The 24,063-nt window shown below is 68.1% G+C and carries 25 protein-coding genes; 17 read left to right on the forward strand and 8 right to left on the reverse strand.

Annotated features, from left to right (window positions below; genetic code table 11):
* The first annotated feature begins 13 nt into the window (after positions 1 to 13).
* The 10 genes from ROJ8625_RS05980 to ROJ8625_RS21160 all read left to right on the forward strand — a co-directional run bounded on the left by ROJ8625_RS05980 (position 14) and on the right by ROJ8625_RS21160 (position 10,030).
* Complete coding sequence (locus ROJ8625_RS05980; protein WP_085790970.1) at positions 14 to 1,525, forward strand: class I adenylate-forming enzyme family protein; 1,512 nt, start codon at positions 14 to 16, stop codon at positions 1,523 to 1,525.
* Positions 1,526 to 1,591: 66 nt separating this feature from the next.
* Positions 1,592 to 2,230: a DsbA family oxidoreductase gene (locus tag ROJ8625_RS05985; RefSeq protein WP_085790971.1), complete on the forward strand. Its 639-nt coding sequence runs from the start codon at positions 1,592 to 1,594 to the stop codon at positions 2,228 to 2,230.
* Between the two features lie 218 nt (positions 2,231 to 2,448).
* Positions 2,449 to 3,666 (forward strand): multidrug effflux MFS transporter, encoded by a 1,218-nt coding sequence (locus tag ROJ8625_RS05990; RefSeq protein WP_085790972.1) that lies wholly within the window; start codon positions 2,449 to 2,451, stop codon positions 3,664 to 3,666.
* A gap of 170 nt (positions 3,667 to 3,836) precedes the next feature.
* Positions 3,837 to 5,066, forward strand: a complete 1,230-nt coding sequence (locus ROJ8625_RS05995) for an NADP-dependent isocitrate dehydrogenase (RefSeq protein ID WP_085790973.1) — start codon at positions 3,837 to 3,839, stop codon at positions 5,064 to 5,066.
* 118 nt (positions 5,067 to 5,184) lie between these two features.
* The gene (locus ROJ8625_RS06000) at positions 5,185 to 5,805 is read left to right on the forward strand and encodes a YitT family protein (protein WP_085790974.1); all 621 of its coding nucleotides are present in this window, start codon (positions 5,185 to 5,187) and stop codon (positions 5,803 to 5,805) included.
* A gap of 56 nt (positions 5,806 to 5,861) precedes the next feature.
* Positions 5,862 to 7,205 carry an NADP-specific glutamate dehydrogenase gene (gene gdhA, locus ROJ8625_RS06005; RefSeq protein ID WP_085790975.1) on the forward strand — a complete coding sequence of 448 codons (1,344 nt, stop codon included), beginning with the start codon at positions 5,862 to 5,864 and terminating at the stop codon, positions 7,203 to 7,205.
* Between the two features lie 103 nt (positions 7,206 to 7,308).
* The gene (locus ROJ8625_RS06010; protein ID WP_085790976.1) at positions 7,309 to 8,292 is read left to right on the forward strand and encodes an aldose epimerase family protein; all 984 of its coding nucleotides are present in this window, start codon (positions 7,309 to 7,311) and stop codon (positions 8,290 to 8,292) included.
* An 89-nt stretch (positions 8,293 to 8,381) separates the two neighbouring features.
* Positions 8,382 to 8,525 (forward strand): hypothetical protein, encoded by a 144-nt coding sequence (locus ROJ8625_RS21155; RefSeq protein ID WP_200813290.1) that lies wholly within the window; start codon positions 8,382 to 8,384, stop codon positions 8,523 to 8,525.
* Between the two features lie 117 nt (positions 8,526 to 8,642).
* On the forward strand, positions 8,643 to 9,647 hold the full coding sequence (gene gap, locus ROJ8625_RS06015) for a type I glyceraldehyde-3-phosphate dehydrogenase (RefSeq protein ID WP_085790977.1): 1,005 nt from the start codon (positions 8,643 to 8,645) through the stop codon (positions 9,645 to 9,647).
* A gap of 227 nt (positions 9,648 to 9,874) precedes the next feature.
* On the forward strand, positions 9,875 to 10,030 hold the full coding sequence (locus tag ROJ8625_RS21160; RefSeq protein ID WP_200813291.1) for a hypothetical protein: 156 nt from the start codon (positions 9,875 to 9,877) through the stop codon (positions 10,028 to 10,030).
* Here ROJ8625_RS21160 and coaD read toward each other — a convergent pair.
* From coaD to ROJ8625_RS06030, 3 genes are all read right to left on the reverse strand, one after another.
* Positions 10,021 to 10,521, reverse strand: a complete 501-nt coding sequence (coaD, locus tag ROJ8625_RS06020; RefSeq protein WP_085790978.1) for a pantetheine-phosphate adenylyltransferase — start codon at positions 10,519 to 10,521, stop codon at positions 10,021 to 10,023. The two genes, ROJ8625_RS21160 and coaD, sit on opposite strands and share 10 nt — an antisense overlap.
* Before the next feature lie 75 nt (positions 10,522 to 10,596).
* Complete coding sequence (locus ROJ8625_RS06025) at positions 10,597 to 11,034, reverse strand: CBS domain-containing protein (RefSeq protein ID WP_085790979.1); 438 nt, start codon at positions 11,032 to 11,034, stop codon at positions 10,597 to 10,599.
* Between the two features lie 60 nt (positions 11,035 to 11,094).
* Positions 11,095 to 11,988, reverse strand: a complete 894-nt coding sequence (locus ROJ8625_RS06030; RefSeq protein ID WP_085790980.1) for a LysR family transcriptional regulator — start codon at positions 11,986 to 11,988, stop codon at positions 11,095 to 11,097.
* Positions 11,989 to 12,160: 172 nt separating this feature from the next.
* Between ROJ8625_RS06030 and ROJ8625_RS06035 the strand changes: the two genes are divergently transcribed.
* Positions 12,161 to 13,660: a CoA-acylating methylmalonate-semialdehyde dehydrogenase gene (locus ROJ8625_RS06035; protein WP_085790981.1), complete on the forward strand. Its 1,500-nt coding sequence runs from the start codon at positions 12,161 to 12,163 to the stop codon at positions 13,658 to 13,660.
* Positions 13,661 to 13,745: 85 nt separating this feature from the next.
* On the opposite strand, the gene ROJ8625_RS06040 is transcribed toward ROJ8625_RS06035, so the two are convergent.
* Both ROJ8625_RS06040 and ROJ8625_RS06045 read right to left on the reverse strand, forming a co-directional pair.
* On the reverse strand, positions 13,746 to 14,195 hold the full coding sequence (locus ROJ8625_RS06040; protein WP_143535058.1) for a hypothetical protein: 450 nt from the start codon (positions 14,193 to 14,195) through the stop codon (positions 13,746 to 13,748).
* Positions 14,196 to 14,362: 167 nt separating this feature from the next.
* Complete coding sequence (locus ROJ8625_RS06045) at positions 14,363 to 15,022, reverse strand: hypothetical protein (protein WP_085790983.1); 660 nt, start codon at positions 15,020 to 15,022, stop codon at positions 14,363 to 14,365.
* Between the two features lie 287 nt (positions 15,023 to 15,309).
* On the opposite strand from ROJ8625_RS06045, the gene ROJ8625_RS06050 reads away from it, so the two are divergent.
* The 5 genes from ROJ8625_RS06050 to ROJ8625_RS06070 all read left to right on the forward strand — a co-directional run bounded on the left by ROJ8625_RS06050 (position 15,310) and on the right by ROJ8625_RS06070 (position 19,951).
* Positions 15,310 to 16,452, forward strand: a complete 1,143-nt coding sequence (locus ROJ8625_RS06050) for an acyl-CoA dehydrogenase family protein (protein WP_085790984.1) — start codon at positions 15,310 to 15,312, stop codon at positions 16,450 to 16,452.
* The gene (locus ROJ8625_RS06055; RefSeq protein WP_085790985.1) at positions 16,449 to 17,501 is read left to right on the forward strand and encodes an enoyl-CoA hydratase/isomerase family protein; all 1,053 of its coding nucleotides are present in this window, start codon (positions 16,449 to 16,451) and stop codon (positions 17,499 to 17,501) included. The genes ROJ8625_RS06050 and ROJ8625_RS06055 overlap by 4 nt, the downstream gene beginning before the upstream one ends.
* Complete coding sequence (mmsB, locus tag ROJ8625_RS06060) at positions 17,498 to 18,370, forward strand: 3-hydroxyisobutyrate dehydrogenase (protein ID WP_085790986.1); 873 nt, start codon at positions 17,498 to 17,500, stop codon at positions 18,368 to 18,370. The genes ROJ8625_RS06055 and mmsB overlap by 4 nt, the downstream gene beginning before the upstream one ends.
* 244 nt (positions 18,371 to 18,614) lie before the next feature.
* Positions 18,615 to 19,070, forward strand: coding sequence for a c-type cytochrome (locus ROJ8625_RS06065; protein WP_085790987.1), 456 nt, complete (start codon positions 18,615 to 18,617; stop codon positions 19,068 to 19,070).
* Positions 19,070 to 19,951: a cytochrome c gene (locus tag ROJ8625_RS06070; protein WP_085790988.1), complete on the forward strand. Its 882-nt coding sequence runs from the start codon at positions 19,070 to 19,072 to the stop codon at positions 19,949 to 19,951. The genes ROJ8625_RS06065 and ROJ8625_RS06070 overlap by 1 nt, the downstream gene beginning before the upstream one ends.
* Positions 19,952 to 19,981: 30 nt before the next feature.
* On the opposite strand, the gene ROJ8625_RS06075 is transcribed toward ROJ8625_RS06070, so the two are convergent.
* The 3 genes from ROJ8625_RS06075 to ROJ8625_RS06085 form a co-directional block, all read right to left on the reverse strand.
* Positions 19,982 to 21,811: an ABC-F family ATP-binding cassette domain-containing protein gene (locus tag ROJ8625_RS06075; protein WP_085790989.1), complete on the reverse strand. Its 1,830-nt coding sequence runs from the start codon at positions 21,809 to 21,811 to the stop codon at positions 19,982 to 19,984.
* A gap of 214 nt (positions 21,812 to 22,025) precedes the next feature.
* Complete coding sequence (locus ROJ8625_RS06080) at positions 22,026 to 22,760, reverse strand: GNAT family N-acetyltransferase (protein WP_085790990.1); 735 nt, start codon at positions 22,758 to 22,760, stop codon at positions 22,026 to 22,028.
* A gap of 92 nt (positions 22,761 to 22,852) precedes the next feature.
* Positions 22,853 to 23,323 carry an outer membrane protein assembly factor BamE gene (locus tag ROJ8625_RS06085; protein ID WP_085790991.1) on the reverse strand — a complete coding sequence of 157 codons (471 nt, stop codon included), beginning with the start codon at positions 23,321 to 23,323 and terminating at the stop codon, positions 22,853 to 22,855.
* A 90-nt stretch (positions 23,324 to 23,413) separates the two neighbouring features.
* Between ROJ8625_RS06085 and ROJ8625_RS06090 the strand changes: the two genes are divergently transcribed.
* The gene (locus ROJ8625_RS06090) at positions 23,414 to 23,968 is read left to right on the forward strand and encodes a YceD family protein (RefSeq protein WP_085790992.1); all 555 of its coding nucleotides are present in this window, start codon (positions 23,414 to 23,416) and stop codon (positions 23,966 to 23,968) included.
* The last annotated feature ends 95 nt before the right edge of the window (positions 23,969 to 24,063 follow it).

The raw sequence follows: 24,063 nt of genomic DNA on the forward strand, positions 1-24,063 counted from the left end.
ATAACTCGCTGCCATGACCGCGATCTTCGATGCCGGGCGCCCGGCGCCCTGTCCCGCGCCGTTCAACCTCGCGCATCACGTGCTGACCGCGGGCGATCCCGATCCCGACCGGATCGCGCTGGCGGTGCTGGCGCCGACCGGCGCCGAACGCTGGAGCTATGCGCGGCTGACCGCCGCCGTGCGCGGCACCGCGACGGGCCTGCGGGCGGCCGGCCTTGCGCCCGGCGACCGGGTGCTCATGCGACTCGGCAACAACGTCGATTTTCCCCTCGCCTATCTCGGCGCAATCGCGGCGGGTCTCGTCCCGGTCCCGACCTCGGCGCAACTGACGGCGCCCGAGGTCGCGCGCGTCATCGCTCACCTCGCGCCCGCGGCGATCCTGCGCGCGCCGGATATCGCCTGCCCGGACACGTCTCGTCCGGTCTTCGGAACCGACGCGATGCGGGGCTGGCGGGATCTGCCGCCGGCCGAGTGGGACATGGGCGATCCCGAGCGCCTGGGCTACATCGTGATGACCTCGGGGACCTCCGGGCGGCCACGGGCCGTCGGCCATGCCCATCGCGCGATCTGGGCGCGGCGCATGATGATCGACGGCTGGTACGGGCTCGGGCCCGCGGACCGGCTGCTTCATGCCGGCGCCTTCAACTGGACCTTCACGCTCGGGACCGGCCTTCTCGACCCGTGGAGCGTCGGTGCCACCGCTCTCGTGCCGGCCTCCGGCGTGTCTCCAGCTCAGCTGCCGCTCTTGCTGCGGCGGCACGAAGCGACGCTCTTTGCCGCGGCGCCGGGACTCTATCGTCAGGTGCTGCGCGCCGCGCCGTTCACGGTGCCGAAGCTGCGCCACGGCCTCTCGGCGGGCGAAAAGATGCCGGCCCCGCTGCGACACGCCTGGGAGGAGACGACCGGCACCCAGATCTTCGAAGCTTACGGCATGTCCGAATGCTCGACCTTCATCTCGGCCGCGCCGGGCGCGCCCGCGCCGCCGGGCACGCTCGGACGGCCGCAGCCCGGCCGACGCGTGGCGATCCTCGGTCCCGACGGGCCGGTCGCGCTCGGCGTGGCCGGCGACATCGCGGTGGACCGGTCCGATCCGGGTTTGATGCTCGGCTATGTCGACGATCCGGAGGCGACCGCCGAGAAGATGCGCGGCGACTGGTTCGTGACCGGAGACCGCGGATCCATGGATGCGGACGGCCATGTCACCTTCCTCGGGCGCAGCGACGACCTGATGAACGCCGGCGGACTGCGGGTCGCGCCGCACGAAGTCGAGGATGCGCTGCTCGCCCATCCGGGCATCGCCGAAATCGGCGTGACCGAGGTCGAGGTGAAGGCCGACACTCGGGTGATCGCCGCGTTCTGGACCGGTCCGGACGACATTCCGGCGTCCGAACTCGACGCGTTCGCGGCCGAGCGGCTGGCCCGCTACAAGTGTCCGCGGCTCTGGCTCCGCGCCGAGGCCCTGCCCCGCAGCGCCAACGGCAAGCTCTTGCGCCGGCAGCTGCCAGCCCTCCTCGCGCGGCACTGAGCCGCCGGCGTGCATCTGCGGCGCGGCTTTGCTACACATTCCGAAACGCGACAAAGGAGAGCGCTCTTGGTCAAGCTCGACATCCTGTCCGACCCGATCTGCCCGTGGTGCTACATCGGCAAGGCGCAGCTCGATCGTGCGCTGGAGCAGACGCCGGATCACCCGTTCGAGATCGAATGGCACCCGTTCCAGCTCAATCCCGAGATGCCCGACGGCGGCATGGATCGCCGGGAATATCTCGAGGCCAAGTTCGGTGGCCGCGACGGCGCGCTCGAGGCCTACCGACCCGTGGTCGAACAGGCGGAGGCCGCCGGGCTCGACCTCGCGCTCGACCGGATCGACCGCACGCCCAACACGCTCGATGCGCATCGCCTGATCCACTGGGCGGGAATCGAGGGACGGCAGACCGCCGCGGTCTCTGCGCTCTTTCGGGCCTATTTCAAGGATGGTCGCGACATCGGCGATCGCGAAACGCTGGCCGACATCGCCGACGGCATCGAGCTCGACGCCGCAGTGATCCAGCGCCTGCTGGCCTCGGACGCTGACCGCGACGAGATTGCCGAACGCGACCGTGCTGCGCGCGAAATGGGCGTGCAGAGCGTGCCGACCTTCATCGTCGCCGGCAAGCACGCCGTGCCGGGGGCCCAGCCGCCCGAACTCTGGCTCAAGGTCATCGCGGAGCTGCGCGCCGGCGCGGAAACCTGAGCCCACCCGTCATGTCGTCGGTGCATGGCCGGGCTGCATCGGCCACGGCCAGGAAGATCCGCGTTGCGTAAGTCGCTGACGGCGCGCCATCTTTCGGTTCCGCAAAAGGTCTGCGCGCATGCGCACAGGCCAGACGCAGCGCACAGGTCGGGCGCGCGGCTGGCGGATCGTTGAACGGAGGTCTACGTCGTTCGGACAAGACCGAAAGTCCCGTCCGCATGTCCTCGCTCCCCATTCGCCGCACCGAACTCGTCGCACTCATAGCGATGATGTTCGCGACAATCGCCTTTTCCATCGACTCGATGCTGCCGGCCCTGCCGGAGATTGCCGAAGCGCTGACGCCGGACAATGTGAACGCGGCGCAACTCATCCTGACCGTCTTCGTCCTCGGCATGGGCGTCGGCACCTTCTTTACCGGACCTCTGTCAGATGCCTACGGGCGCAAACCGATGGTCCTCGGCGGCGCTGCGCTCTATTGCGTCGCGGCTGCCATCGCGGCGCAGGCGCAGACGCTCGAGGTTCTGCTCGCCGCGCGGCTCGTGCAGGGCTTGGGCGCGGCGGGGCCGCGGGTCGTGGCGCTGGCGATCATCCGCGACCTCGTGTCGGGGCGCGAAATGGCGCGCATCATGTCCTTCGTAATGATCGTCTTCACACTCGTACCGGCGCTGGCGCCAAGCCTCGGCGCGCTGATCATCGCGTTCGCCGGCTGGCGCGGGGTCTTTGGCGCCTTCGTGCTGTTCTCGGTGATCTCGGCGCTGTGGATGTGGGTGCGGCTGCCGGAAACCCACCCGCCCGAGATGCGCCGACCCTTCCGTCCGGGCGCCATCGCCGCGGCGGCGCGCGAGATGGCGAGCTATCCGATGGTGCGGCTGTCGATCGTGGTGCAGGCGCTGACCTTCGGCATGATGTTCTCGATGCTGTCCACCGTGCAGCCGGTCTATGACGTCACCTTCGGCCGGGGCGACGAGTTTCCGTTCTGGTTCGGCGCCGTCGCGATCTGCGCCGGGTCTGCCAGCTTCCTCAACGCCGTGATCGTGGTGCGTGTCGGCATGCGCCGGATCGTTACGGCGATCCTGGCCGTGCAGCTTGCGATGTCGGGCACGATGGTGGCGCTCAGCCTCGCCCCCCTGCCCGAGACGCTCTATTTCGCGGCCTTCGTGGCATGGCAGGGGACGGTCTTCTTCATGGCCGGGCTGTGCATCGGCAATCTCAACGCGCTGGCGATGGAGCCGCTCGGCCATATCGCGGGCCTCGCCGCAAGCCTGATCGGCGCGATCGCCACGGTCGCAGCGGTCCTGCTCGCGATTCCGGTCGGGCTGATGTTCGACGGCACGCCGTTGCCGCTCGCCGCGGCCATGTCCGTCGAGGCCGCGATCGCGTTGATCCTGATGCTGCAGATGCGGCACATGAGCCATACAGTGCCTGCCTCGGCCTGAGCCGCGAGACCGGCAGCGCTCATGGAACGGTCACAGCGCCCGGGCAGCGCGCACCTGCGGCACTTCGGTCCGGGCATTTTGGTATGCAACGGCATACACATATTTTCTTCACCCGGGACATGCGATAGAGCGCCGGTACGCCCACGCAGCCAGAAACGGAGCCGCGCCCGATGTCGAAGATCAAGGTCGACAATCCCGTCGTCGAGATGGACGGAGACGAGATGACCCGCATCATGTGGGACATCATCAAGCAGAAGCTGATCCTGCCGTATCTCGACATCGACCTGCTCTACTACGACCTCGGGATCGAGGAGCGCGACCGGACCGACGACAAGATCACCGTCGAAGCAGCCGAAAAGACACGTGAAATCGGCGTCGCGGTGAAGTGCGCCACGATCACGCCCGACGAGGCGCGGGTCGAGGAGTTCGGGCTCAAGAAGATGTGGCGCTCGCCCAACGGGACGATCCGCAACATCCTCGGCGGTGTGGTGTTCCGGGCGCCGATCATCTGCCGCAACGTTCCGCGCCTCGTGCCCGGGTGGACCCGGCCCATCGTGATCGGCCGCCACGCCTTCGGCGACCAGTACCGCGCGACGGATTTCCATTTTCCCGGCAAGGGTTCGCTGACCATGAAGTTCGTGGGCGAGGACGGCACGGTGATCGAAAAGGAGGTGTACGATGCGCCGTCGTCCGGCGTGTTCATGGGCATGTACAACCTCGACGACTCGATCCGCGACTTCGCCCGCGCCTCGTTCAATTACGGGCTCAAGCTCGGCTGGCCGGTCTACCTGTCCACGAAGAACACGATCCTGAAGGCCTACGACGGCCGTTTCATGGAGATCTTCCAGGAGATTTACGACGCCGAATTCGCGGAGGCGTTCGAGGCCAAGGGGATCGGCTACCAGCACCGCCTGATCGACGATATGGTCGCCTGCGCAATGAAGTGGAACGGCGGCTTCGTCTGGGCCACCAAGAACTACGACGGCGACGTGCAGTCGGACACCGTCGCGCAGGGCTTCGGGTCTCTGGGGTTGATGACCTCGCAGCTGATGACCCCCGACGGGCAGATCGTCGAGGCCGAGGCCGCGCACGGAACGGTCACGCGACACTACAGGCAGCACCAGCGGGGCGAGGCGACATCGACGAACTCCGTCGCCTCGATCTTCGCCTGGACCGGCGGGCTGCGCCACCGCGCCACGCTCGACGGCAACGCGGCTCTCACCGAGTTCGCCGAAACGCTCGAACGGGTCGTCGTCGACACCGTGGAGGCGGGGCACATGACCAAGGACCTGGCGCTTCTGGTGGGGCCCGAGCAGGGCTGGCTCACCACGACCGGCTTTCTCGAGAAGATCGATGCGAATCTCGACAAGGCGCTCGGCGGTGCGCGGGCCGGAGGCTGAGCCGATCCCGCGGAAAACGCCCCACGTTTGAGCATCGGCGCGCGGCGCCTGCCGATGCCGGCGCCGCGACGCCGGGTCGGCCCTTGCAATCCGGTGCGCACGATCCAGAACGCGTCCCATGATCATTCTCGACACGCCGCCGCCCGATCGCCACACCCTGTCCGAAGACGTGCAGGGCATGCTCATCGGCTGCACGCTCGTCGCGCTGTCGATCCAGTTCCTGCGCGCGTCCGAGCTGATTACCGGCCAGATCGCGGGCCTCGCACTCGTGGTGTCTTACCCGACCGGGATCAGCTTCGGCATCGCGTTCTTCGTGCTGAACCTGCCGTTCTACTGGCTTGCGATCCGGCAGATGGGCTGGCGCTTCACAATCAAGAACTTCGTTGCGGTCACGACCATGTCGGTGATGGCCGACCTCATGCCCTACGTGCTGCGGGTGGAGCCGCTGCACCCGGCCGTTGGCGCGGCGCTCTTCGGTTTGTGCGCCGGGATGGGTCTGCTCGGGCTCTTCCGGCACGGCGCCACGCTGGGCGGTGTCGGCATTGTCGCGCTGTGGCTGCAGGACACGCGCGGGATCAAGGCCGGCAACGTGCAACTCGCCTTCGATCTCTGCGTCTTCGCGCTCGCGCTGTTTCTGTTCCGGTGGGAAATCGTTGCGTGGTCGCTGCTCGGCGCGGTGATCCTGAACGTCATCATCACCATCAATCATCGCCGCGACCGCTACATCGCGCGATCCTGATCGGACCTGTCCGGCCGCCCGCGCGTTGACCGCGGAACCCGATTGAGGAGACCGAGATGGATCGACGCGACGCGCTGGTCGAAAGCTTCATGGAGGCGGTGCGCGCCCGCAATTCCGGCGAGGACGAATTCCTGCAGGCCGTCGAGGAGGTCGCGCGCGACGTCCTGACTGTCGAGAAGGCGCATTCCGGCTATACCGACGCCCGGGTACTCGAGCGGCTGACGGAGCCTGACCTCATGGTTCAGTTCCGTGTCGTCTGGGAAGGCGACGACGGCGCGACGCAGGTCAACCGCGGCTGGCGCGTGCAGATGTCGAACGCGATCGGGCCATACAAGGGCGGTATCCGCTTCCACCCGTCGGTGTCGCCGTCGGTCCTGAAGTTTCTCGCCTTCGAGCAGTGCTTCAAGAACGCCCTGACCGGCCTGCCACTCGGCGGCGCAAAGGGCGGCGCGGACTTCGATCCCTCCGGCCGCTCGCCGGCAGAGATCATGCGCTTCTCGCAGGCCTTCATGGCCCACCTCGCGCCGTTCATCGGTCCGGACCTCGACGTTCCCGCCGGCGACATCAATGTGGGTCAACGCGAGATCGGCTGGCTCTTCGGCGCCTACAAGCGCCAGCAGGGCGTGTTCAACGGCGCGTTGACCGGAAAGGGCGAGGCGTTCGGCGGTTCGGCCCTGAGGACCGAGGCAACGGGCTTCGGCCTCGTCTATTTCGTCTGCGCGATGCTCGCGCATCGCGGAGAGGAGATCGCCGGCAAGCGGATCGCGATTTCGGGCAAGGGCAACGTGTCGACCCATGCCGCGCTCAAGGCGATCGACGAGGGCGCGCGCGTGGTCACGCTGTCGGACACGTCCGGCACGCTCCACGCGCCCGACGGCTTCTCGCGCGAGGGCGTCGAATGGGTGATGGAGCGCAAGGCCGCAGGCGAGGATATCGCCACGCCGCCGGCCGCGCTGGGGCTTCAATGGCACGAGGACACGCTTCCGTGGGGAATGGAGGCGGACATCGCCCTGCCCTGCGCGACGCAGAACGAGATGGACGAGGACGCTGCCAAGGCGCTCGTCGATGGCGGCGCGTCGCTCCTCGCCGAGGGCGCGAACATGCCGCTGACCTCCAGTGCGATCTCCGTCCTCGATCGCGCCGGCCTGCTGCAGGGTCCGGGCAAGGCGGCGAACGCCGGGGGCGTCGCGGTGTCCGGCCTCGAGATGAGCCAGAACGCGCAGGGCCGTTTCCTGACACGCGAAGACGTGGACCGGAACCTGCGCGACATCATGTCGGACATTCACCGCACCGTCCTTGACGAGGCCGGGTCAGCCGACGCGCCGGATTACCGTCAGGGCGCCAACGTCGCCGGATACCGCCACCTCGCGCGGGCGATCGCGTCCTACGGGATCATCTGAGTCGGCGCCCATCGCGCCGGCGCCGCCGATCCGATACTCAGGGTGGGCCAGTGGCCCACCGCTGACCCGCGCGGGCGCCCGCATCGGCAGGAGGAAACATCGCATGACAGGACAGCTCGTCGGCCAAACGCCCGAGGGGCGCGAGATCCACGAGATCGGGATCGCGAGCGACGCGCTCGAGGCGCGGATCCTCACTTACGGCGCCTCCATTCGCGATCTGCGTCTGGCCGGCGTCGCGCATCCGCTCGTTCTCGGTTTCGACGATGCCGCGGATTACGCGCGCGAGATGCCCTACATGGGCGCCATCGTCGGCCGGGTCGCCAACCGCATCGCCGAAGGCACGGCCGAGATCGCCGGCGAGACCTGCCGGTTCGACCTCAACGAACGTGGCATGCAGACCTTGCACGGCGGCTCGGACGGCGCCGGTCGCCGCGTCTGGCGGATCGAGGAGACGGGCCCCGCTCACGCGGTTCTGGCCGACACCCTGCCGGACGGTCACATGGGGTTTCCCGGCGCGCTGGAGGTGCAGGTCCGCTACACGATCGAGGGCGGCACGCTGACGGTGGAGATCACGGCCACGACCGATGCGCCGACGCTCTGCGCCTTCGCGCCGCACTGCTACTTCAACCTCTCCGGGGCCGAGACGATCGACGACCATCTGCTGGAGATCGCCGCCGAGACGTTTCAGCCGGTCGATGCCCGCAAGATCCCCGACGGGCCGCCGATCTCGGTCGCGGACACCGGCTTCGACCTGCGAGAGCCGGCCACACCTCCGTGGGGCGTCGATCACAATTATTGCCTCGCGGAGATCCGCCGCGCGCCGCGCGACGTGCTGACGCTGCGCGCCGGCGGCGTGGAGATGCGGATCGAAACCTCCGAGCCGGGGATGCAGGTCTACGACGGCGGCGGCCTCGACATCACGGGCGCTCGCGGGCTCGGCGGGCGCAATTACGGCGCGCGCGGGGGCCTCGCGCTCGAACCGCAGGCGTGGGTCGACGCGGCGAACCAGGGCATGCGTGCGCAGGTCGACCTGTTTCCCGGCGAACCCTATCGCGCGCTGTCGCGGTTTGCCTTCGCGCGGGTCTGAGACGGTGAACATGGACAGCCCGCATGCGCTCTGCCATGTCTGTCGCGATCCGTTTTCCGCCGATCCAGCCCGGACAGGAGCGCGCCCGAATGACCAACGGTATCGCCCTTTTCCTCGGTCTCGCGGTGCTCACCGCGATCGTGGCCGACATGGTTCTGTGGCAGTCCGAACACCTGACGTTTCTCGCGCGCCGGTCGCTGGCGCTGATCGACTGGATCGCGGTCTGGCGTTGATCCGGGGGCGTCCGGGCCCACCTTGACTTGGCGCCGCGCGCGCCTGTAGCCAGAAGACGATTGTTAGCGGTAACGAACCAACAGAACCAGAGTCCACCGGAGCCAAGGAGACATGCCATGACCACCAAGGTCGCCATCAACGGGTTCGGCCGCATCGGCCGCAACGTGCTGCGCAGCATCGTGGAGTCGGGCCGCACCGATATCGAGGTGGTCGCGATCAACGATCTCGGCCCGGTCGAAACCAACGCCCACCTGCTGCAATACGACAGCGTTCACGGGCGCTTCCCGGCCGAAGTGAAGGTCGACGGCGACACGATCGACGTGGGCCACGGGCCGATCAAGGTTACCGCCATTCGTGAACCGAAGGACCTGCCCTGGTCGGATGTCGATGTCGCGCTGGAATGCACGGGCATCTTCACCGCCCGCGACAAGGCCGCGGTGCATCTCGAGAACGGATCGACCCGCGTCCTGATCTCGGCCCCCGGGGCGGATGCGGACAAGACGATCGTCTACGGGGTGAACCACGACATGCTCGGAGCCGACGACAAGGTCGTGTCGAACGCGTCGTGCACGACGAATTGCCTCGCCCCAGTCGCCAAGGTCCTGCACGATTCCATCGGGATCACGCGCGGCTTCATGACCACGATCCACTCCTACACCGGCGATCAGCCGACACTCGATACGATGCATAAGGATCTCTACCGCGCGCGCGCGGCGGCGCTGTCGATGATCCCGACATCGACCGGGGCAGCCAAGGCCGTGGGCCTTGTCATGCCCGACCTGAACGGCAAGCTCGACGGTGTCGCGATCCGGGTGCCGACGCCGAACGTGTCGGTCGTGGACTTCACGTTCGAGGCGTCGCGCGACACCTCGGCCGAAGAGATCAACGAGGCGATCAAGGCCGCGGCGGCCTCGGGCCCGCTGAAGGGCATCCTCGGCGTCACGGACCACAAACTGGTCAGCCAGGACTTCAACCACGATTCCCATTCCTCGATCTTTGCCACCGACCAGACCAAGGTAATGGACGGCAATTTCGTCCGTGTCCTGAGCTGGTACGACAACGAATGGGGCTTCTCGAACCGGATGGCCGACACTGCCGTCGTGATGGGCAAGCTCGGCTGACGGCAAACGCTCCTCGGGCTGGCGCCTCCACAAGATCGGCCAAAGGCGCGGAGGCTTCCCTCCGCGCCATTTTCATTTCATGTCAGGACCTTCCGCACCGCAAACGATGCCGAGGGCGATTGCGCCTTGCAAACCATGCATGGCGGCATCCGCACTTCCGTGATTGTGCTGCGGCGCAGCATGGCCAAGTTGAGTGGTGAAACGGTTACCGCTCACAGGAGGAAGCCATGAGCCTTCTAGACACCCTGACGACCCGCCTGCGCAAACACGGCGCCTATCGCCGCACCTACAACGAACTGCGCGCCCTGCCCCTCGACACCCGTCTCGACCTCGACATCGCCGGGGCCGAACGCGAGACCGCCCGCCGCGCCGTTTACGGCTGAGCGGCGAAGCGGCGCTCCAGCGCGTCGCGCACCGGTGGCGTGACGAAGTTCGACACGTCGCCCCCCAGCCGGGCGATCTCCTTCACCAGCTTGGAGGCGATCGCCTGATGCCGGGCCTCGGCCATGAGAAACACAGTCTCGATCGACTGATCGAGTGCACGGTTCATGCCGACCATCTGGAATTCGTACTCGAAATCGGCCACGGCCCGCAGACCCCGCACGATGATTTGCGCCCCGACGTCGCGGGCACAATCGATGAGCAGGTTCTCGAACGGGTGCACGACGATCTCGGTGCCGGTTTCCTCGCTCAGCGTCTTGCACTCGGCTTCGATCATCGTGACGCGCTCGTCGAGATCGAAGAGCGGGCCCTTGTCGCGATTGATCGCGACGCCGATCACCAGGCGATCGACGAGGATCGCGGCGCGGCGGATGATGTCGATATGCCCGAGCGTGATCGGATCGAACGTTCCGGGATAGAGTCCGGTCGTCATCGTCGCGCCTCCCTCTTGGCCGTCGCCGCACGCAACGATATTGCGCGAGCGATTTCAAGAGGGGGCGCAACCGTATCACCAGTTGCTGGTGATCATGCCCTCGAGCGCGTCCTTCTCCATCGCCAGCTCGGTCAGGCGCGCCTTCACCGCGTCGCCGATCGTGATAAGACCGACCATCTTGCCGTCCTCGACCACCGGCAGGTGACGGAACCGGCCCTCGGTCATGCGGGACAGAACGGCGTCCGCTGCCTCGTACCGGTCGCAGGTCTGAAGCTCGCGCGTCATGTGGGTCTCGACCGGCTCACTGAGGCAACTGGGCCCGGTCACCGACAGGCAGCGCACGATATCGCGCTCCGACAGGATGCCCTGCGCGGTGACACCGTCCGCCGACACCACGACCGTACCGATGCGTCGTTCCGCGAGGATCCGCGCAGCCTCCAGCAGGGTCGTTCCGGGTGTCACCGACACGACCCCATCGTCGGCTTTGCTCTTCAGGATGTGTTGAACCTGCATCGAAGGGCCTCCCATGTTCCTCGCCCGTACCGGCAGCGTCCCTGTGGCGGGCCGCTTCTGTCAAGCGCTACCTTCGAGGCGCGCGACCTCGCGGCGGAGTCCGCCAACCAGCGTCTCCGCGAAGCGGTTCATGCGCGGCAGGCGCCGGTCATCCGCGTGGCGGACGAGGTAGAACGCGCGCGTCAGCGCGATCGTGTCGGGCAGCACGCGAACGAGATCGGGCGCTGCAGGCAGAGCGAAGTCATGCACGATGCCGATCCCGGCACCCTGCCGCAACCACTGGAACTGCACCGCCACCGAGTTGGAGCCGAGCCGGACCGTCGACAGCCCGAGATCGGCAAGGTAGTCCAGTTCCTTGTCGAAGATCATGTCGGGGATGTAGCCGACGATCCGGTGCCCGCGCAGATCCTCGAGCGTCGCCACGGGGCCGTGCTCGGCCAGGTAGGCGCGGGTCGCGGCCAGGTGCAGCCGGTATTCCGTGATCTTCTGCACCGCGAGCCGCCCCGCCGTGGGCGGCGAGACCGCGATCGCCATGTCCGCCTCGCGCTTTGACAGGTTCACGACCCGCGGCAGCGCGACGATCTGCAGTTCGAGCGCCGGGTTGTCCGCCGCGATCGCGGCACAGACCTGCGGCAGGAGGAAGTTGGCGCACCCGTCCGGGGCGCCGATGCGAACCTGTCCCGAAAGCCCTTCCGTCGTGCCTGCCACCGCCTCGCCGGCCGCCTGCATGGCGGCCTCCGCCGTCTCGGCGTGCCGCAGGAGCCGATCCCCCGCCTCCGTCAGCGCGTACCCTTGCGGGCTCTTGGCGAAGAGCGGCGCGCCGAGATCCTGTTCGAGACGCGCCACGCGGCGCCCGACCGTCGCGGGATCCATCCGCAGCGCCCGGCCCGCAGCCGAGAGGCTCTCTCCCCGCGCGGTGGCGAGGAAGATGCGCAGGTCGTCCCAATCGGTCATCGTTTGCTTTCCCGACGCGCTCCGGGCCTGCGATCCTGCGACCAACCCGCAGGTCGGAGTTTGGGCGACGGAACCTCGTCACTCGATTTTCGCAAAGCCTTTTTGAGATATTGCCCCTGTATCCCGCATTTCTGCAAGCCTATGGTCCCGCCAGATCCCAAGGAGGAGTCTCATGCAGGAACTGACCCATTACCTGAACGGCGAACATGTCAAAGGCACGTCCGGCCGGTTCGCCGACATCTACAACCCCGCCACCGGCGAGGTGCAGGCCAAGGCGCCGCTCGCCTCGGCCGAAGAGCTGAACAAGGCGGTCGAGATCGCCACGGCGGCGCAGCCCGCCTGGGGAGCGGTCAACCCGCAGCGCCGCGCGCGGGTGATGATGAAATTCGTCCACCTGCTGAACGAGAACATGGACAAGCTCGCCGAGGCGATCAGCCGCGAGCACGGCAAGACCTTCCCCGACGCCAAGGGCGATGTGCAGCGCGGCCTCGAGGTCGTCGAATACTGCATCGGGGCGCCGGAACTGCTGAAGGGCGAATTCACCGACAGCGCCGGCCCGGGCATCGACATGTACTCGATGCGACAGCCGCTCGGGGTTTCGGCCGGCATCACGCCGTTCAACTTCCCGGCCATGATCCCGATGTGGATGTTCGCGCCGGCGATCGCCTGCGGCAACGCCTTCATCCTCAAGCCGTCGGAACGCGATCCGTCGTGCCCGCTCCTGCTCGCCGAGCTTATGGAAGAAGCCGGGCTGCCCAAGGGCATCCTGCAAGTGGTGAACGGCGACAAGGAGGCCGTCGACGCCATCCTCGATCATCCGGGCATCGCCAGCGTCGGCTTCGTTGGCTCGACCCCGATCGCCGAGTACATCTACGGCCGCGGCTGTTCCAACGGCAAGCGCGTGCAGTGCTTCGGCGGTGCGAAGAACCACATGATCGTCATGCCCGACGCCGACATGGACCAGGCCGCCGACGCTCTCGTTGGCGCCGGGTACGGCGCGGCGGGCGAGCGGTGCATGGCGATCTCGGTCGCAGTGCCCGTCGGCGACGAGACCGCGGACCGGCTCATCGACAAGCTCAAGCCGCGCATCGAAAAGCTGAAAGTCGGCCCCTACACCGCTGGCGACGATGTGGATTTCGGCCCCGTGGTGACCGCCGCCGCCAAGGAGAAGATCCTCGGCCTTGTGCAGTCCGGCATCGATCAGGGCGCAGAGCTCGTGGTCGACGGACGGGATTTCAAGCTACAGGGCTACGAGGACGGCTTCTTCGTCGGGCCGCATCTGTTCGATCGCGCGACCCCGGACATGGACATCTATCAGCAAGAGATCTTCGGACCGGTCCTGACCACTGTTCGGGCCGGCTCCTACGAAGAAGCCCTCAAGCTCGCGATGGATCACGAGATGGGCAACGGAACCGCGATTTTCACACGTGACGGCGACGCCGCCCGCAACTTCGCCAACCGCGTAAACGTGGGCATGATCGGGGTGAACGTGCCGATCCCGGTTCCGCTCGCCTATCACACGTTCGGCGGATGGAAGAAATCGGCCTTCGGTGACCTGAACCAGCACGGCCCGGACAGCTTCAAGTTCTACACCAAGACGAAGACGGTGACCGCGCGCTGGCCTTCGGGCATCAAGGATGGTGGCGAGTTCAACTTCAAGGCCATGGACTAAATGATTGACGGTGCGACAAAGTCGCGCCGCAGAAAAAAGGCGGGGCAATGGCCCCGCCTTTACTCGTTAAATCTATTGGACCGGATCAATCGCCCGTGTCGGGGCCTTCTAGCTCGCTCTCGGGCGACGCTGCGGTGCCGTTGCTGGGCGTGGTCGGGTTCGGCTGGCCTGCGCCACCGGTCACGTCGGAGCCTTCGCTGCCGACGACCGCGCCCGGCTCACCGACCGGATCGCTTGCGACGGTGCCGCCGCCGATGTCGCCATCACTGAACGTGCTCTGCTCTTCAAGCGCGTCCTCTTCGTCCGGCGCCTCGGCCATCGCGTCGGTTGCGAGGCCGTCCGGGTTCTCGGCGCAGTACTGATTGATTGCCGCGATGTTCATCTCGTCACCGAACATCTCCACCTGCTCTTCCGAGTCCATCAGGCGCAGGTCCGCGCAGCTGACGTCTTCGGACATGGCGTCTTGCGCCAGGGCGGACGTGCCGCCGAGGGCAACGGTGCCTGCGAGGACGAGTGCGAGTTTCGAACGGGTCATTTTGTTCTCTCCGTAGTCTGTCTCTGCTTCGACGCGCCGGCTGCGCATCGTATTGGGTAAACAACCGGGACAGACGAGCTTTCGTTCCTGTCGTACGCGATCCTCTCGCGCACGTGATAATTGGTGAGCGCGCCGGTCCCACTCGGGTCCGGCGCGCCGACGTTGCGTCAGCTGTCGCTGTCGCCGCCATCACCACCATCGCCGCCATCGCCGCCGTCGCTATCGCCACCGTCGCTGTCGCCGCCGTCACTGTCACCGCCATCCGTGTCGCCACCGGCGTCTGCATCGCCACCCGCATCGGTGTCCGAGTCGGCGCCATCGGAGTCGGGTCCGGCGCCGCCGCCTGCAGTGCCGTCGACGTCAGCGCCCGCATCGACGTCCGTGTCGCTGTCGACGTCCGTGCCGGTTCCGCCCGCGGCTCCGTCCACCGCGGGATCGTCGGAGCCATCGATGTCGGTCGTGTCAGTATCGGGGTCTTCTTCCGGCGCGTTCGACGCCTCGACCTCGGCTTCACCCGGCGGCACGCCACCGCTTTCGTCGTCATTGAAGATCTGCTCGGCGATCTCGGCCGTCGTGAGGTTCGGGTTGGCCTCGCACGCCGTGATGAGGCCTTCGACGGTGCCGACCGCGACGCCGCCCTCGACTTCGGTCGTGGTGGCGAGACCGCCCTCCGTCTCGACCAGTTCGAGCGCGATCATGCCTTGCTGCTGGTCGTCGAGCAGAAGGTAGTCGCTGCAGAGGATCTCTCCGCTCTGTTGCGCCGTCGCGATGGTGCCGGCGCCGGCAAGCGCGCCGGCCAAGGCCAGGATGGACGTGGTGCGTTTCATGGTCTTCTCCTTTCAAACTCGGGTCCGACGCGGCACCGCGCCGGGATTGTGCAGCGAACCGCCCTGGCGACCGGACCGTTCCCGTTCACGGCGCCGAGTCGCCGGTTCTGGCGGAAAGGCGCCCATGCGGGACGAGCCGCCTTCACGGCATGTTTCCGGACGGACATGCACACCCCTGGCGCGAAGGAGGCACGTCTCGGGCGTGACGCGCTTGCGAACGCTGCCTCCGCCTGAGACAAGCCTTTGAGGGAGATCGGAGCCGCGATGCCGAGGGAGGATGCTTACAGATGGATTTCAGTCTGACGGAGGAACAAGACGCCATCTTCGACATGGCGCGTGACTTCGGCGCGGCCGAGATCGCGCCGCACGCTTTGGCGTGGGAAAAGGACGGCACCATCCCCCGCGCACTCTGGCCGCAGCTCGCCGAGCTCGGCTTCGGCGGATTGTTCGTGTCCGAAGCGTCGGGCGGCGCCGGCCTCGGCCGATTGGACGGCACGCTCGTGTTCGAGGCGCTGTCGATGGCCTGCCCGTCGGTTGCGGCCTTCTTGTCGATCCACAACATGTGCGCGGCGATGATCGACCGCTACGGGTCCGAAGAGATGCGAGAGCGTGTCCTGCCGCCCGCGCTGTCGATGGACACGGTGCTGTCCTACTGCCTGACGGAGCCGGGATCCGGGTCGGACGCCGCGGCGTTGCGCACTCGCGCCGAACGGACGAATTCCGGCTGGCAACTCACCGGAACCAAGGCCTTCATCTCCGGCGGCGGGTATTCCGACACCTACATCGTTATGTGCCGCTCGGGCGGCGACGGCGCCGACGGGATCTCGGCGATGCTCGTGAACGACGGCACCGACGGCCTGACCTTTGGTGGGCTCGAAGACAAGATGGGATGGCGTGCGCAGCCCACCCGGCAGGTGCAGTTCGACGGCTGCGAGGTGCCGGCCGAGAACCTCCTCGGCGAAGAGGGCCGCGGGTTCCGCTACGCCATGGCCGGGCTCGACGGCGGCCGGCTGAACATCGCGGCGTGTTCGCTCGGGGCGGCCCAGGCCGCGCTGGACGCGACGCTCGCCTACATGCGCGAGCGCAAGGCCTTCGGACAGCCGATCGACCAATTCCAGGCACTGCAATTCCGTCTCGCCGACATGGAGATCGAACTGGAGGCCGCCCGTGTCTTCCTGCGGCAGGCGGCCTGGGCTTACGACACCGGCGCGCACGACGCGACGAAGCGCTGCGCGATGGCCAAGAAATTCGTGACCGAGGCCGGAAGCCGCGTGGCGGACCAGTGCCTACAGCTTCACGGCGGGTACGGTTATCTCGCCGACTACGGGATCGAGAAGATCGTCCGCGACCTGCGGGTGCACCAGATCCTCGAGGGCACGAACGAGATCATGCGCCTGATCGTGGCGCGCAAGATGCTGGAGGCGGCATGAGCCACCTGACGATCCGCAAGGACGGCCGTGCCGGCCGGATCACCCTGACGCGGCCCGAGGCGCTGAACGCGCTCGATCACGAGATGTGCCTCGAGATCACGCAGACGCTTCTGGATTGGCGGAGCGATCCGGAGATCGACCTCGTGATCCTCGACGCCGAGGGCGAGCGGGCCTTCTGCGCGGGCGGCGACGTCGCGCGTGTCTACCGCGAAGCGCAGGCCGGAAACGGCGACGCGGTGCGGCTCTTCTGGCGCGACGAATACCGGATGAATGCGATGATCGCGGAGTATCCGAAGGCCGTGTTCTCCTTCCTGCAGGGCTTCACGATGGGTGGCGGCGTCGGCCTGGGCTGTCATGGCTCGCACCGCGTGGTCGGCGACAGCTCGAAGATCGCGATGCCGGAATGCGCCATCGGGCTCGTGCCAGATGTCGGCGGCAGCTACCTGCTGGCGCGCTGCGAGGGCCGGCTCGGCGAATATCTGGGCCTCACCGGCGCGCGCCTGAGCGCCGGCGATGCCATCCAGACCGGCTTTGCCGAATTCTATGTGCCCGAGGACCGCTGGGAGGCGCTGAAGGCCCGACTGGCCGAAACCGGCCAGCCGGACAGCGTGACCGAATGGGCCGAGCCGGCGCCCGAAGCGTCCCTGCCGGCGCAGCGCGGCGACATCGACGCGCTCTTCGGCGGCGAGAGCCTCCGCGACATCGTGAACGCGCTGCGCACCGACGACAGCGCCTTCGCGGCCGAAACGCTCCCGGTGATCGAGCGGTCCTCGCCGTTGTCGATGGGCGTGACGCTCGACATCATTCACCGGCTGAAGCTCGGCTCCGCCGACATCCGCAAATCGCTCGATTTCGAGTATCGGTTCACCCATCGCGCGCTCGACAAGGCGGACTTCCTCGAAGGGGTGCGCGCGCAGATCATCGACAAGGACCGCACGCCCCGCTGGCGGCACGAGCTGGACACACTGCCGCTCGCCGATGTCGCCGCGATGCTGCAGCCCGTGCGCGAGGTGAGCCTCGACTTTCACGACTGGGAGACTGACACATGAAGATCGCGTTCATCGGGCTCGGGAACATGGGCGGGCCGATGGCCCGCAACCTTGCGACGGCCGGACACGAGGTCACCGGCTTCGACACCGCGGGCGTCAGCGTCGACGGCGTGACGATGGCCGCCAGCGCGTCGGAGGCCGTCGCGGGCGTCGAGGTCGCGATCACGATGCTGCCGAACGGCGACATCCTGCGCCGCGTCGCGGACGAGATCGTGCCCGCGATGACGGCCGACGCGGTGTTTCTCGACTGCTCGACCGTGGACGTGGCCAGTGCCCGCAAGGTCGGTGAGCAGGCGCTGGCCGCGGGCCTGTCGGCGCTCGACGCGCCCGTCTCCGGCGGTGTCGGCGGCGCAGAGGCCGGCACGCTGACCTTCATGGTCGGCGGCGATGCCGCGGGCTTCGAAAAGGCAAAGCCGCTCTTTGACATCATGGGCAAGAAGGCCGTGCATTGCGGTCCGTCCGGCAACGGCCAGGCGGCGAAGATCTGCAACAACATGATCCTCGGCATCACCATGATCGGCACCTGCGAAGCCTTCGCGCTCGCCGACAAGCTCGGCCTCGACCGGCAGGCGATGTTCGACGTGGTTTCGACGTCATCGGGGTCCTCGTGGTCGATGAACACCTATTGCCCCGCGCCCGGCGTCGGGCCGACATCGCCGGCCGACAACGACTACACGCCCGGCTTCGCCGCCGATTTGATGCTGAAGGACCTGCGGCTGGCCATGCAGGCCGCCGAAGAGGCCGACGCGGACACCCCGCTCGGGGCCGCCGCGGCGGACCTCTACCGCCGCTTCGTCGAGGAGGAGAACGGCGCGGGCCGCGATTTCTCCGCCATGCTCCCGCGCTTCGTCGACCGCGGGCGGGGCTGACCAGCGGCGCGGCACATTCACGTTCAGGTGAAGCATATGAGTACCCGTAGCTCGCCGAATGCGCGAGCTACGGGCCACAACGCGCTGTTTTAAAAAAATTTCAGCCTTTTGATCCGCACGCGGCGCCCGGGCCCCGCCACGTCGCCGAACCCGGCATGACGGCGCAAATCATTGCGCCGTTACGCATCGTCCGTAGCGTGAAAGTCCTGAGCCACGTGTTCTGATCCCAGCTACGGAGCCACACATGATCCGCACCAGTGCCGCCGCCGCCCTCGTGCTCGCCCTCGCGAGCCCTGCCGTCGCGCAGGATTTCGAGGGCCACATCAAGGCCCGTCAGGGCATGTTCCGCATCATGGCGATCAACCTCGGCATCATTGGCGACATGGCCAAGGGCGAAACGGAGTACGAGGCGGAGATGGCGCAGACAGCGGCCGACAACCTCGTCGCGGTGAGCGGGATCAACCCGCTGGTTCTCTTCCCCGAAGGCTCGTCGAACGAGGCGGTCGAGGGCACGCGCGCCCTGCCCGCGATCTGGGAGAACACCGGCGACGTCGGCGACAAGTGGGCCGCCTTCGGAACTGCCGCCAGCGATCTGCAGGCGGTGGCCGGCGACGGGCGCGAGGCGCTCGGTCCGGCGCTCGGCCCGGTCGGCGACGCCTGCTCCAGTTGCCACGACGAGTATCGCGAATCGAACGATTGATGCGGCGGACCGTCGGTGCCGCGCTGGCCGCGCTCCTCCTCGCGGGGGGCGTCGGGCTCTGGCTCACGCGGGCGACGCCCGCGGACGCCGCGTTGTACGAGGATCTGGACGGCGACGCGGAGGCGGGCGAACAGGTCTTCGTCGCCGCCGGCTGCGCCTCCTGCCACCATGCGCCGGACGCCGAGGGCGAGGCCAAGCGCGTTCTCTCCGGCGGCCAGCGGTTCGCCTCCGACTTCGGAACCTTCGTGGCGCCCAACGTGTCGCCACACCCCGAGGCCGGCATCGGCGACTGGAGCCTTGCGGAGTTCGCGAGCGCGGTCACGCGCGGCGTCTCGCCCGGCGGCGCGCATTACTACCCCGCCTTCCCCTACACCGCCTATGTCCGGCTCGAACCCGCAACCGTCGCCGATCTCTGGGCCTTCTGGCAGACGCTGCCGCAGGACGCGACGCCGTCCGAGACGCACGAGGTCGGTTTCCCGTACAACATCCGGCGTGGCGTCGGCCTCTGGAAGACACTCTACCTGTCGGAGGACTGGATCCGGCCCGCCGACACGCCGGAGCTGGAACGCGGCCGCCAACTTGTCGAGGCATTGGCGCATTGCGGCGAGTGCCACACGCCGCGCGGCGCGCTCGGGGCCCTCGACACCGATCGCTGGCTCGCAGGGGCCGAAAACCCCTCGGGCGACGGCCGGATCCCCTCGCTGCGGCCCGCCGACCTCGACTGGTCGAAAAGCGATATCGCCTACTACCTCGAATCGGGCTTCACGCCGGACTACGACACCGCGGGCGGCCACATGGTCGCGGTCGTGGAGAACTTCGCGCAGTTGCCCGCGGCCGACCGCGAGGCCGTCGCGGCCTATCTCGAGGCTCTGCCGGAGTGATCGCCCGAGCGCCCGGCGGTCGGGAATGTCTCAGGAGGCCTCTGCCTTTTCCGCCAGCGCCAGCCATTCCTCTTCGGCCGCGGTGAGCTTCGCCTCGCGTTCGGCCAGCGCCTCGGTCGCCTTGCGGAACTTGACCGGCTCCCGGTCATAGAGCCCGGGATCGGTCAGCAGCGCGTTGAGCTTGGCGATCTCCGCCTCCAGCCGCTCGATCACCGCCGGCAATTCCTCCAGACGGTGCTTCTCGGTGAAGCTGAGACCGGCCGACCCTCGGCCGGCCTTCGCGCCGCCGCCGGATGCCTTCTGCTTCGACGCCGCCCGCTTCGGCGCGGCGGCCTGCGCCGGCGCCTCGGAGGCCGCGCGCTGACTGCGATAGTCCGACCATCCGCCGGCATAGACGACGGCCCGGCCGTCGCCCTCCATCGCCACCGTCGTGGTCGCCGTGCGGTCGAGAAAATCCCGGTCGTGGCTGATCAAGAGCACCGTGCCGTCGTACTCGCCGATCAGGTCCTGCAGGAGATCCAGCGTCTCGATGTCGAGATCGTTGGTCGGCTCGTCGAGCACCAGGAGGTTCGATTCGGCCGCCATGATCTTGGCCAGCAGAAGCCGCGCCTTCTCGCCGCCCGAGAGCGAGCGCACCGGTGCCCGCGCCTGCCGCTCGTCGAACAGGAACTCCTTCAAATACGCGACCACGTGCTTTGGCTGTCCTCGCACAAGCACCTGGTCCGCCTTTCCCGAGACCCGCATCTCCGGGTCGCCGGTCAGGCTCTCCCAGAGCGTCATGTCCGGATCGAGCCGCGCCCGCGCCTGGTCGAACACCGCCGGCACGAGGTTGGTGCCGAGCGTCACCCGCCCGGCATCCGGCGCGATCTCGCCCGTCAGCATCTTGATCAAGGTCGTCTTGCCCACGCCGTTCGGCCCCACGAAGGCGACGCGATCGCCCCGCAGCACCCGCAAGGAGAAGTCGCGGACGATCGCGCGGTCGCCGAAACCCTTGGACAGCCCCTCGGCCTCGATCACCTTCTTGCCCGAGGCCGGCCCCGAGGCGAGCTCCATCGCCGCGGTGCCCTGGCGCCGGATCATCGCCGCGCGCTCGGCGCGCAGCGCCTCCAGCGCCCGCACCCGGCCCTGGTTGCGCTTGCGCCGCGCGCTGATGCCTTCGACCGCCCACCGCGCCTCGGCCCGAATCTTGCGGTCCATCTTGTGGCGCTGCTGATCCTCTTCCTGCCAGACCTTGTCGCGCCATGCCTCGAACGAGGCGAACCCCTCCTCGTTCCGGCGCACCGCCCCGCGGTCGATCCAGAGCGTCGCGCGTGTCAGGTCCGACAGGAACCGCCGGTCGTGAGAGATCAGCACGAACGCCTTGCGCGTCGCCGCGAGCTCGCGTTCGAGCCAGCCGATCGCCGTGATGTCGAGATGGTTGGTCGGCTCGTCGAGCAGCATCAGGTCCGGATCCTCGGCCATCAGCCGCGCCAGCGCTGCGCGCCGCCGTTCGCCGCCCGACGCCGCCGCGACCGGCGTCTCCAGATCGAAGGCCAACCCCTCGGAGGCCGCCTCGACCCGGTACGTCTCGCCGGGCCCCAGCGTGGCGGTGGCAAAATCGCCCAGCGTGTCGTGGCCCGACAGATCCGGATCCTGCTCCATATAGCCGATCGTCGCCCCGGGCGGCACCACGCGCCCCCCGCGATCGGGCTCGACGAGCCCCGCCATGACCCGCATCAGCGTCGATTTGCCAGAGCCGTTGCGCCCCACGAGCGCGACGCGGTCGCCGGGCTGCACGACCAGGGAAAGCGCGTCGAAGACCGGCTCACCGCCGAAGGTGAGCGAGACATCGGAGAGCTGCAGGAGCGGGGGCTGGGCCATGCGCCGCCGCTATCCCGCGCCGCGCGTCCCGTCAACGCCCGCGTCCCGTCCGCAGGCCCGCATGCCCACCCCGCCCCGCTTCCGACACCGGACACGCGCCGCGCATCCCTGCTCGCCAGTTCCCGACCCGGTCCTTCTTCTTGGCCGAAATACTCCGGGGTCCGGGGCAGCGCCCCGGGTGTCCGGGCCATGCGCCCTCGGCGGGACGACCGCGCTACCCCGCGACCGCCCGCAGGAGCCTCTTGCGCGCTGGCGGGATGCGGCCGATCTCCACCCCGGTGAAGACGTGCAGCGTGTTCAGGTCCGGATCGACGACGGCGTGGTCGCTGACCCAGCCGCCCATCATCAGGTAGGTCCGGAGCAGCGGCGGCATGCCGAGCGTCGCCTTCTTGGCATCGGGCGCGCGCCGCAGCCGCTGCGCGAAGCGGACGACGGTGGGCGCCTTGATCTTCGGCAGCCAGCGCACGGGCCCGAGATGGCGCGCGCGCAGCATCGCGAAGGCGTCGAGATGCGCGCGCCAGTCGGTTCCGGCGAACGACGCGCAGCCAAAGAGCATCTGCGTGCCCGACCGGTCGACGTAATCGGTCATCGCCCCCCAGGCCACGCGCAGCACGTCGGCGTCGCGAACTTCGGGGTGGATGCAGAAGCGCCCGAGCTCGAGCATCGGCCCGTCGAAGGTCTCGAGCCCGGCGAGGTTGTAGAATTGCGCGGCGTAGGAGCGCCCGATCTCCGACCCGCCGGCCAGCGGCAGGAGCCGGAAACACCCAACCAGCCGCTCCCCCGCCCGCTCCTCGACCAGAACATGCACGCAGAGAGGATCGAAGCGATCGCGATCGAGCCCGTCGTCGCGGCCGCGAAAGCACAGATGACGCAGGCGCTGCGCGGCGGCGATGTCCGCGGCGCTCTCGGCCACGCGCACGCGGTAGCGCCCCTTGACGAGGTTCAGCATGAGGTCTGCCTCGATTGTCCTGCCCTGGCGGGCAGTCTGCGACGCCTTCGCGACACCGGCATGACAGGGCCGACGCCGCCCCGGCGGCGCGTTCAGTTCGAGCCGAGGAAGTCCGCGGCCTGCAGGCGTCCGATGTTGCCGAAGAGCCGCCGGATGAACCCGATGTCGCCACCGGCATTGTCCGTGACCCGGCGCGTCAGCGGAACGACCCGCCCGTCCTCGAGCCCGTAGCGTTCGATGCCGCGCACGATCCCGGCCTGGTCGAAGGAGATCGCGACGACCTCGCGCTGGACCACCTGCGGCCGCTGCCACGCGAAGGTGCGCATCCGGCTCGAGACCCAGTAGTAGCCGTCGTTGTTCAGGATGCCCTGCGATGTCGGCACGCCGACCAGGTCCTCGACTGTCGCGCGCGTGTCCACGCCCGGCACGATCCGCGCGAGGTCGGACTCGGGCGGCGTGTAGCCGTGATCGCGGAACTGCGCGGTGCAGCCGGTCAGCGCCGCGGCCGCGATCGCCGCAAGCATCACGCCGCGCGCGCCTGATGTCACAGCCCTGCCCGTCATCGTTCGCCCCTTGTCATCGGTCTTTTCCGACTTTTATTGCCGATATACGCCACGAGACAAGCAATCAAGTCGAGGGGGGCCGTTCCGCCCATGACCGCATCACCCGGCCCGTTCCGCACCGCCGACCTGTCACCGAGCCGCAGAACCGCGTTTTCCGTTGTCCCGGACGCCGATGGACGCGCCGCACTGGCCGAGTCACTGGGTCTGCGCGGTGTGCGCAAGCTGTCGTTTTCCGGAGAGATCGTGCCCGCAGGAGCACAGGGGTTCCGGCTCGAGGGGCAACTCGGCGCGACGCTCGTTCAGGATTGCGTCGTGACGCTGGCCCCGGTGACCACACGGATCGACACGGTCGTGCGGCGCGAGTTTCGCCCCGAGGCCCGGATGGAGACGCCCGAGGCCGGGTCCGAGGTGGAGATGCCCGAGGACGACACCGTCGAGGCCCTCGGCGCCGAGATCGCGCCCGAGACCGTCATGCGCGAAGCGCTGATGCTGGAGATCCCGGATTATCCGCGCAGCCCCGAGGCCGAGTTCGCCGGCGCGACCGCCGAGCCCGAGGGCGCGGCACCGATCACCGACGCCGACGTCAAGCCGTTCGCCGGCCTCGCCGCCCTGCGCGACCGGATGAACGACGACACGCAGGACTGACGCGCGCCCTCGCGCACCGGACTATCCGCTTGTCTTTTGCGAATTCGCGCGTATGTTCGCGCCTTCACGGGAGATTCAGGGTTGTCACCGCCCCT

The sequence above is a fragment of the Roseivivax jejudonensis genome (assembly GCF_900172265.1).
Lineage (GTDB): Bacteria > Pseudomonadota > Alphaproteobacteria > Rhodobacterales > Rhodobacteraceae > Roseivivax > Roseivivax jejudonensis.

What these genes read in the sequence shown, in the direction of transcription:
- ROJ8625_RS06040 (WP_143535058.1), bottom strand. Translation starts at nt 14,195, where the DNA reads ATGACCCGTTCGAAACTCGCACTCGTCCTCGCAGGCACCGTTGCCCTC.
- ROJ8625_RS21155 (WP_200813290.1), top strand. Translation starts at nt 8,382, where the DNA reads ATGACCAACGGTATCGCCCTTTTCCTCGGTCTCGCGGTGCTCACCGCG.
- mmsB (WP_085790986.1), top strand. Translation starts at nt 17,498, where the DNA reads ATGAAGATCGCGTTCATCGGGCTCGGGAACATGGGCGGGCCGATGGCC.
- ROJ8625_RS06010 (WP_085790976.1), top strand. Translation starts at nt 7,309, where the DNA reads ATGACAGGACAGCTCGTCGGCCAAACGCCCGAGGGGCGCGAGATCCAC.
- ROJ8625_RS06035 (WP_085790981.1), top strand. Translation starts at nt 12,161, where the DNA reads ATGCAGGAACTGACCCATTACCTGAACGGCGAACATGTCAAAGGCACG.
- coaD (WP_085790978.1), bottom strand. Translation starts at nt 10,521, where the DNA reads ATGACGACCGGACTCTATCCCGGAACGTTCGATCCGATCACGCTCGGG.
- ROJ8625_RS06030 (WP_085790980.1), bottom strand. Translation starts at nt 11,988, where the DNA reads ATGACCGATTGGGACGACCTGCGCATCTTCCTCGCCACCGCGCGGGGA.
- ROJ8625_RS06075 (WP_085790989.1), bottom strand. Translation starts at nt 21,811, where the DNA reads ATGGCCCAGCCCCCGCTCCTGCAGCTCTCCGATGTCTCGCTCACCTTC.
- ROJ8625_RS06085 (WP_085790991.1), bottom strand. Translation starts at nt 23,323, where the DNA reads ATGACGGGCAGGGCTGTGACATCAGGCGCGCGCGGCGTGATGCTTGCG.
- ROJ8625_RS06025 (WP_085790979.1), bottom strand. Translation starts at nt 11,034, where the DNA reads ATGCAGGTTCAACACATCCTGAAGAGCAAAGCCGACGATGGGGTCGTG.
- ROJ8625_RS06090 (WP_085790992.1), top strand. Translation starts at nt 23,414, where the DNA reads ATGACCGCATCACCCGGCCCGTTCCGCACCGCCGACCTGTCACCGAGC.
- gdhA (WP_085790975.1), top strand. Translation starts at nt 5,862, where the DNA reads ATGGATCGACGCGACGCGCTGGTCGAAAGCTTCATGGAGGCGGTGCGC.
- ROJ8625_RS05980 (WP_085790970.1), top strand. Translation starts at nt 14, where the DNA reads ATGACCGCGATCTTCGATGCCGGGCGCCCGGCGCCCTGTCCCGCGCCG.
- ROJ8625_RS06065 (WP_085790987.1), top strand. Translation starts at nt 18,615, where the DNA reads ATGATCCGCACCAGTGCCGCCGCCGCCCTCGTGCTCGCCCTCGCGAGC.
- ROJ8625_RS06045 (WP_085790983.1), bottom strand. Translation starts at nt 15,022, where the DNA reads ATGAAACGCACCACGTCCATCCTGGCCTTGGCCGGCGCGCTTGCCGGC.
- ROJ8625_RS06070 (WP_085790988.1), top strand. Translation starts at nt 19,070, where the DNA reads ATGCGGCGGACCGTCGGTGCCGCGCTGGCCGCGCTCCTCCTCGCGGGG.
- ROJ8625_RS05990 (WP_085790972.1), top strand. Translation starts at nt 2,449, where the DNA reads ATGTCCTCGCTCCCCATTCGCCGCACCGAACTCGTCGCACTCATAGCG.
- ROJ8625_RS06080 (WP_085790990.1), bottom strand. Translation starts at nt 22,760, where the DNA reads ATGCTGAACCTCGTCAAGGGGCGCTACCGCGTGCGCGTGGCCGAGAGC.
- ROJ8625_RS06000 (WP_085790974.1), top strand. Translation starts at nt 5,185, where the DNA reads ATGATCATTCTCGACACGCCGCCGCCCGATCGCCACACCCTGTCCGAA.
- ROJ8625_RS06050 (WP_085790984.1), top strand. Translation starts at nt 15,310, where the DNA reads ATGGATTTCAGTCTGACGGAGGAACAAGACGCCATCTTCGACATGGCG.
- gap (WP_085790977.1), top strand. Translation starts at nt 8,643, where the DNA reads ATGACCACCAAGGTCGCCATCAACGGGTTCGGCCGCATCGGCCGCAAC.
- ROJ8625_RS21160 (WP_200813291.1), top strand. Translation starts at nt 9,875, where the DNA reads ATGAGCCTTCTAGACACCCTGACGACCCGCCTGCGCAAACACGGCGCC.
- ROJ8625_RS05995 (WP_085790973.1), top strand. Translation starts at nt 3,837, where the DNA reads ATGTCGAAGATCAAGGTCGACAATCCCGTCGTCGAGATGGACGGAGAC.
- ROJ8625_RS06055 (WP_085790985.1), top strand. Translation starts at nt 16,449, where the DNA reads ATGAGCCACCTGACGATCCGCAAGGACGGCCGTGCCGGCCGGATCACC.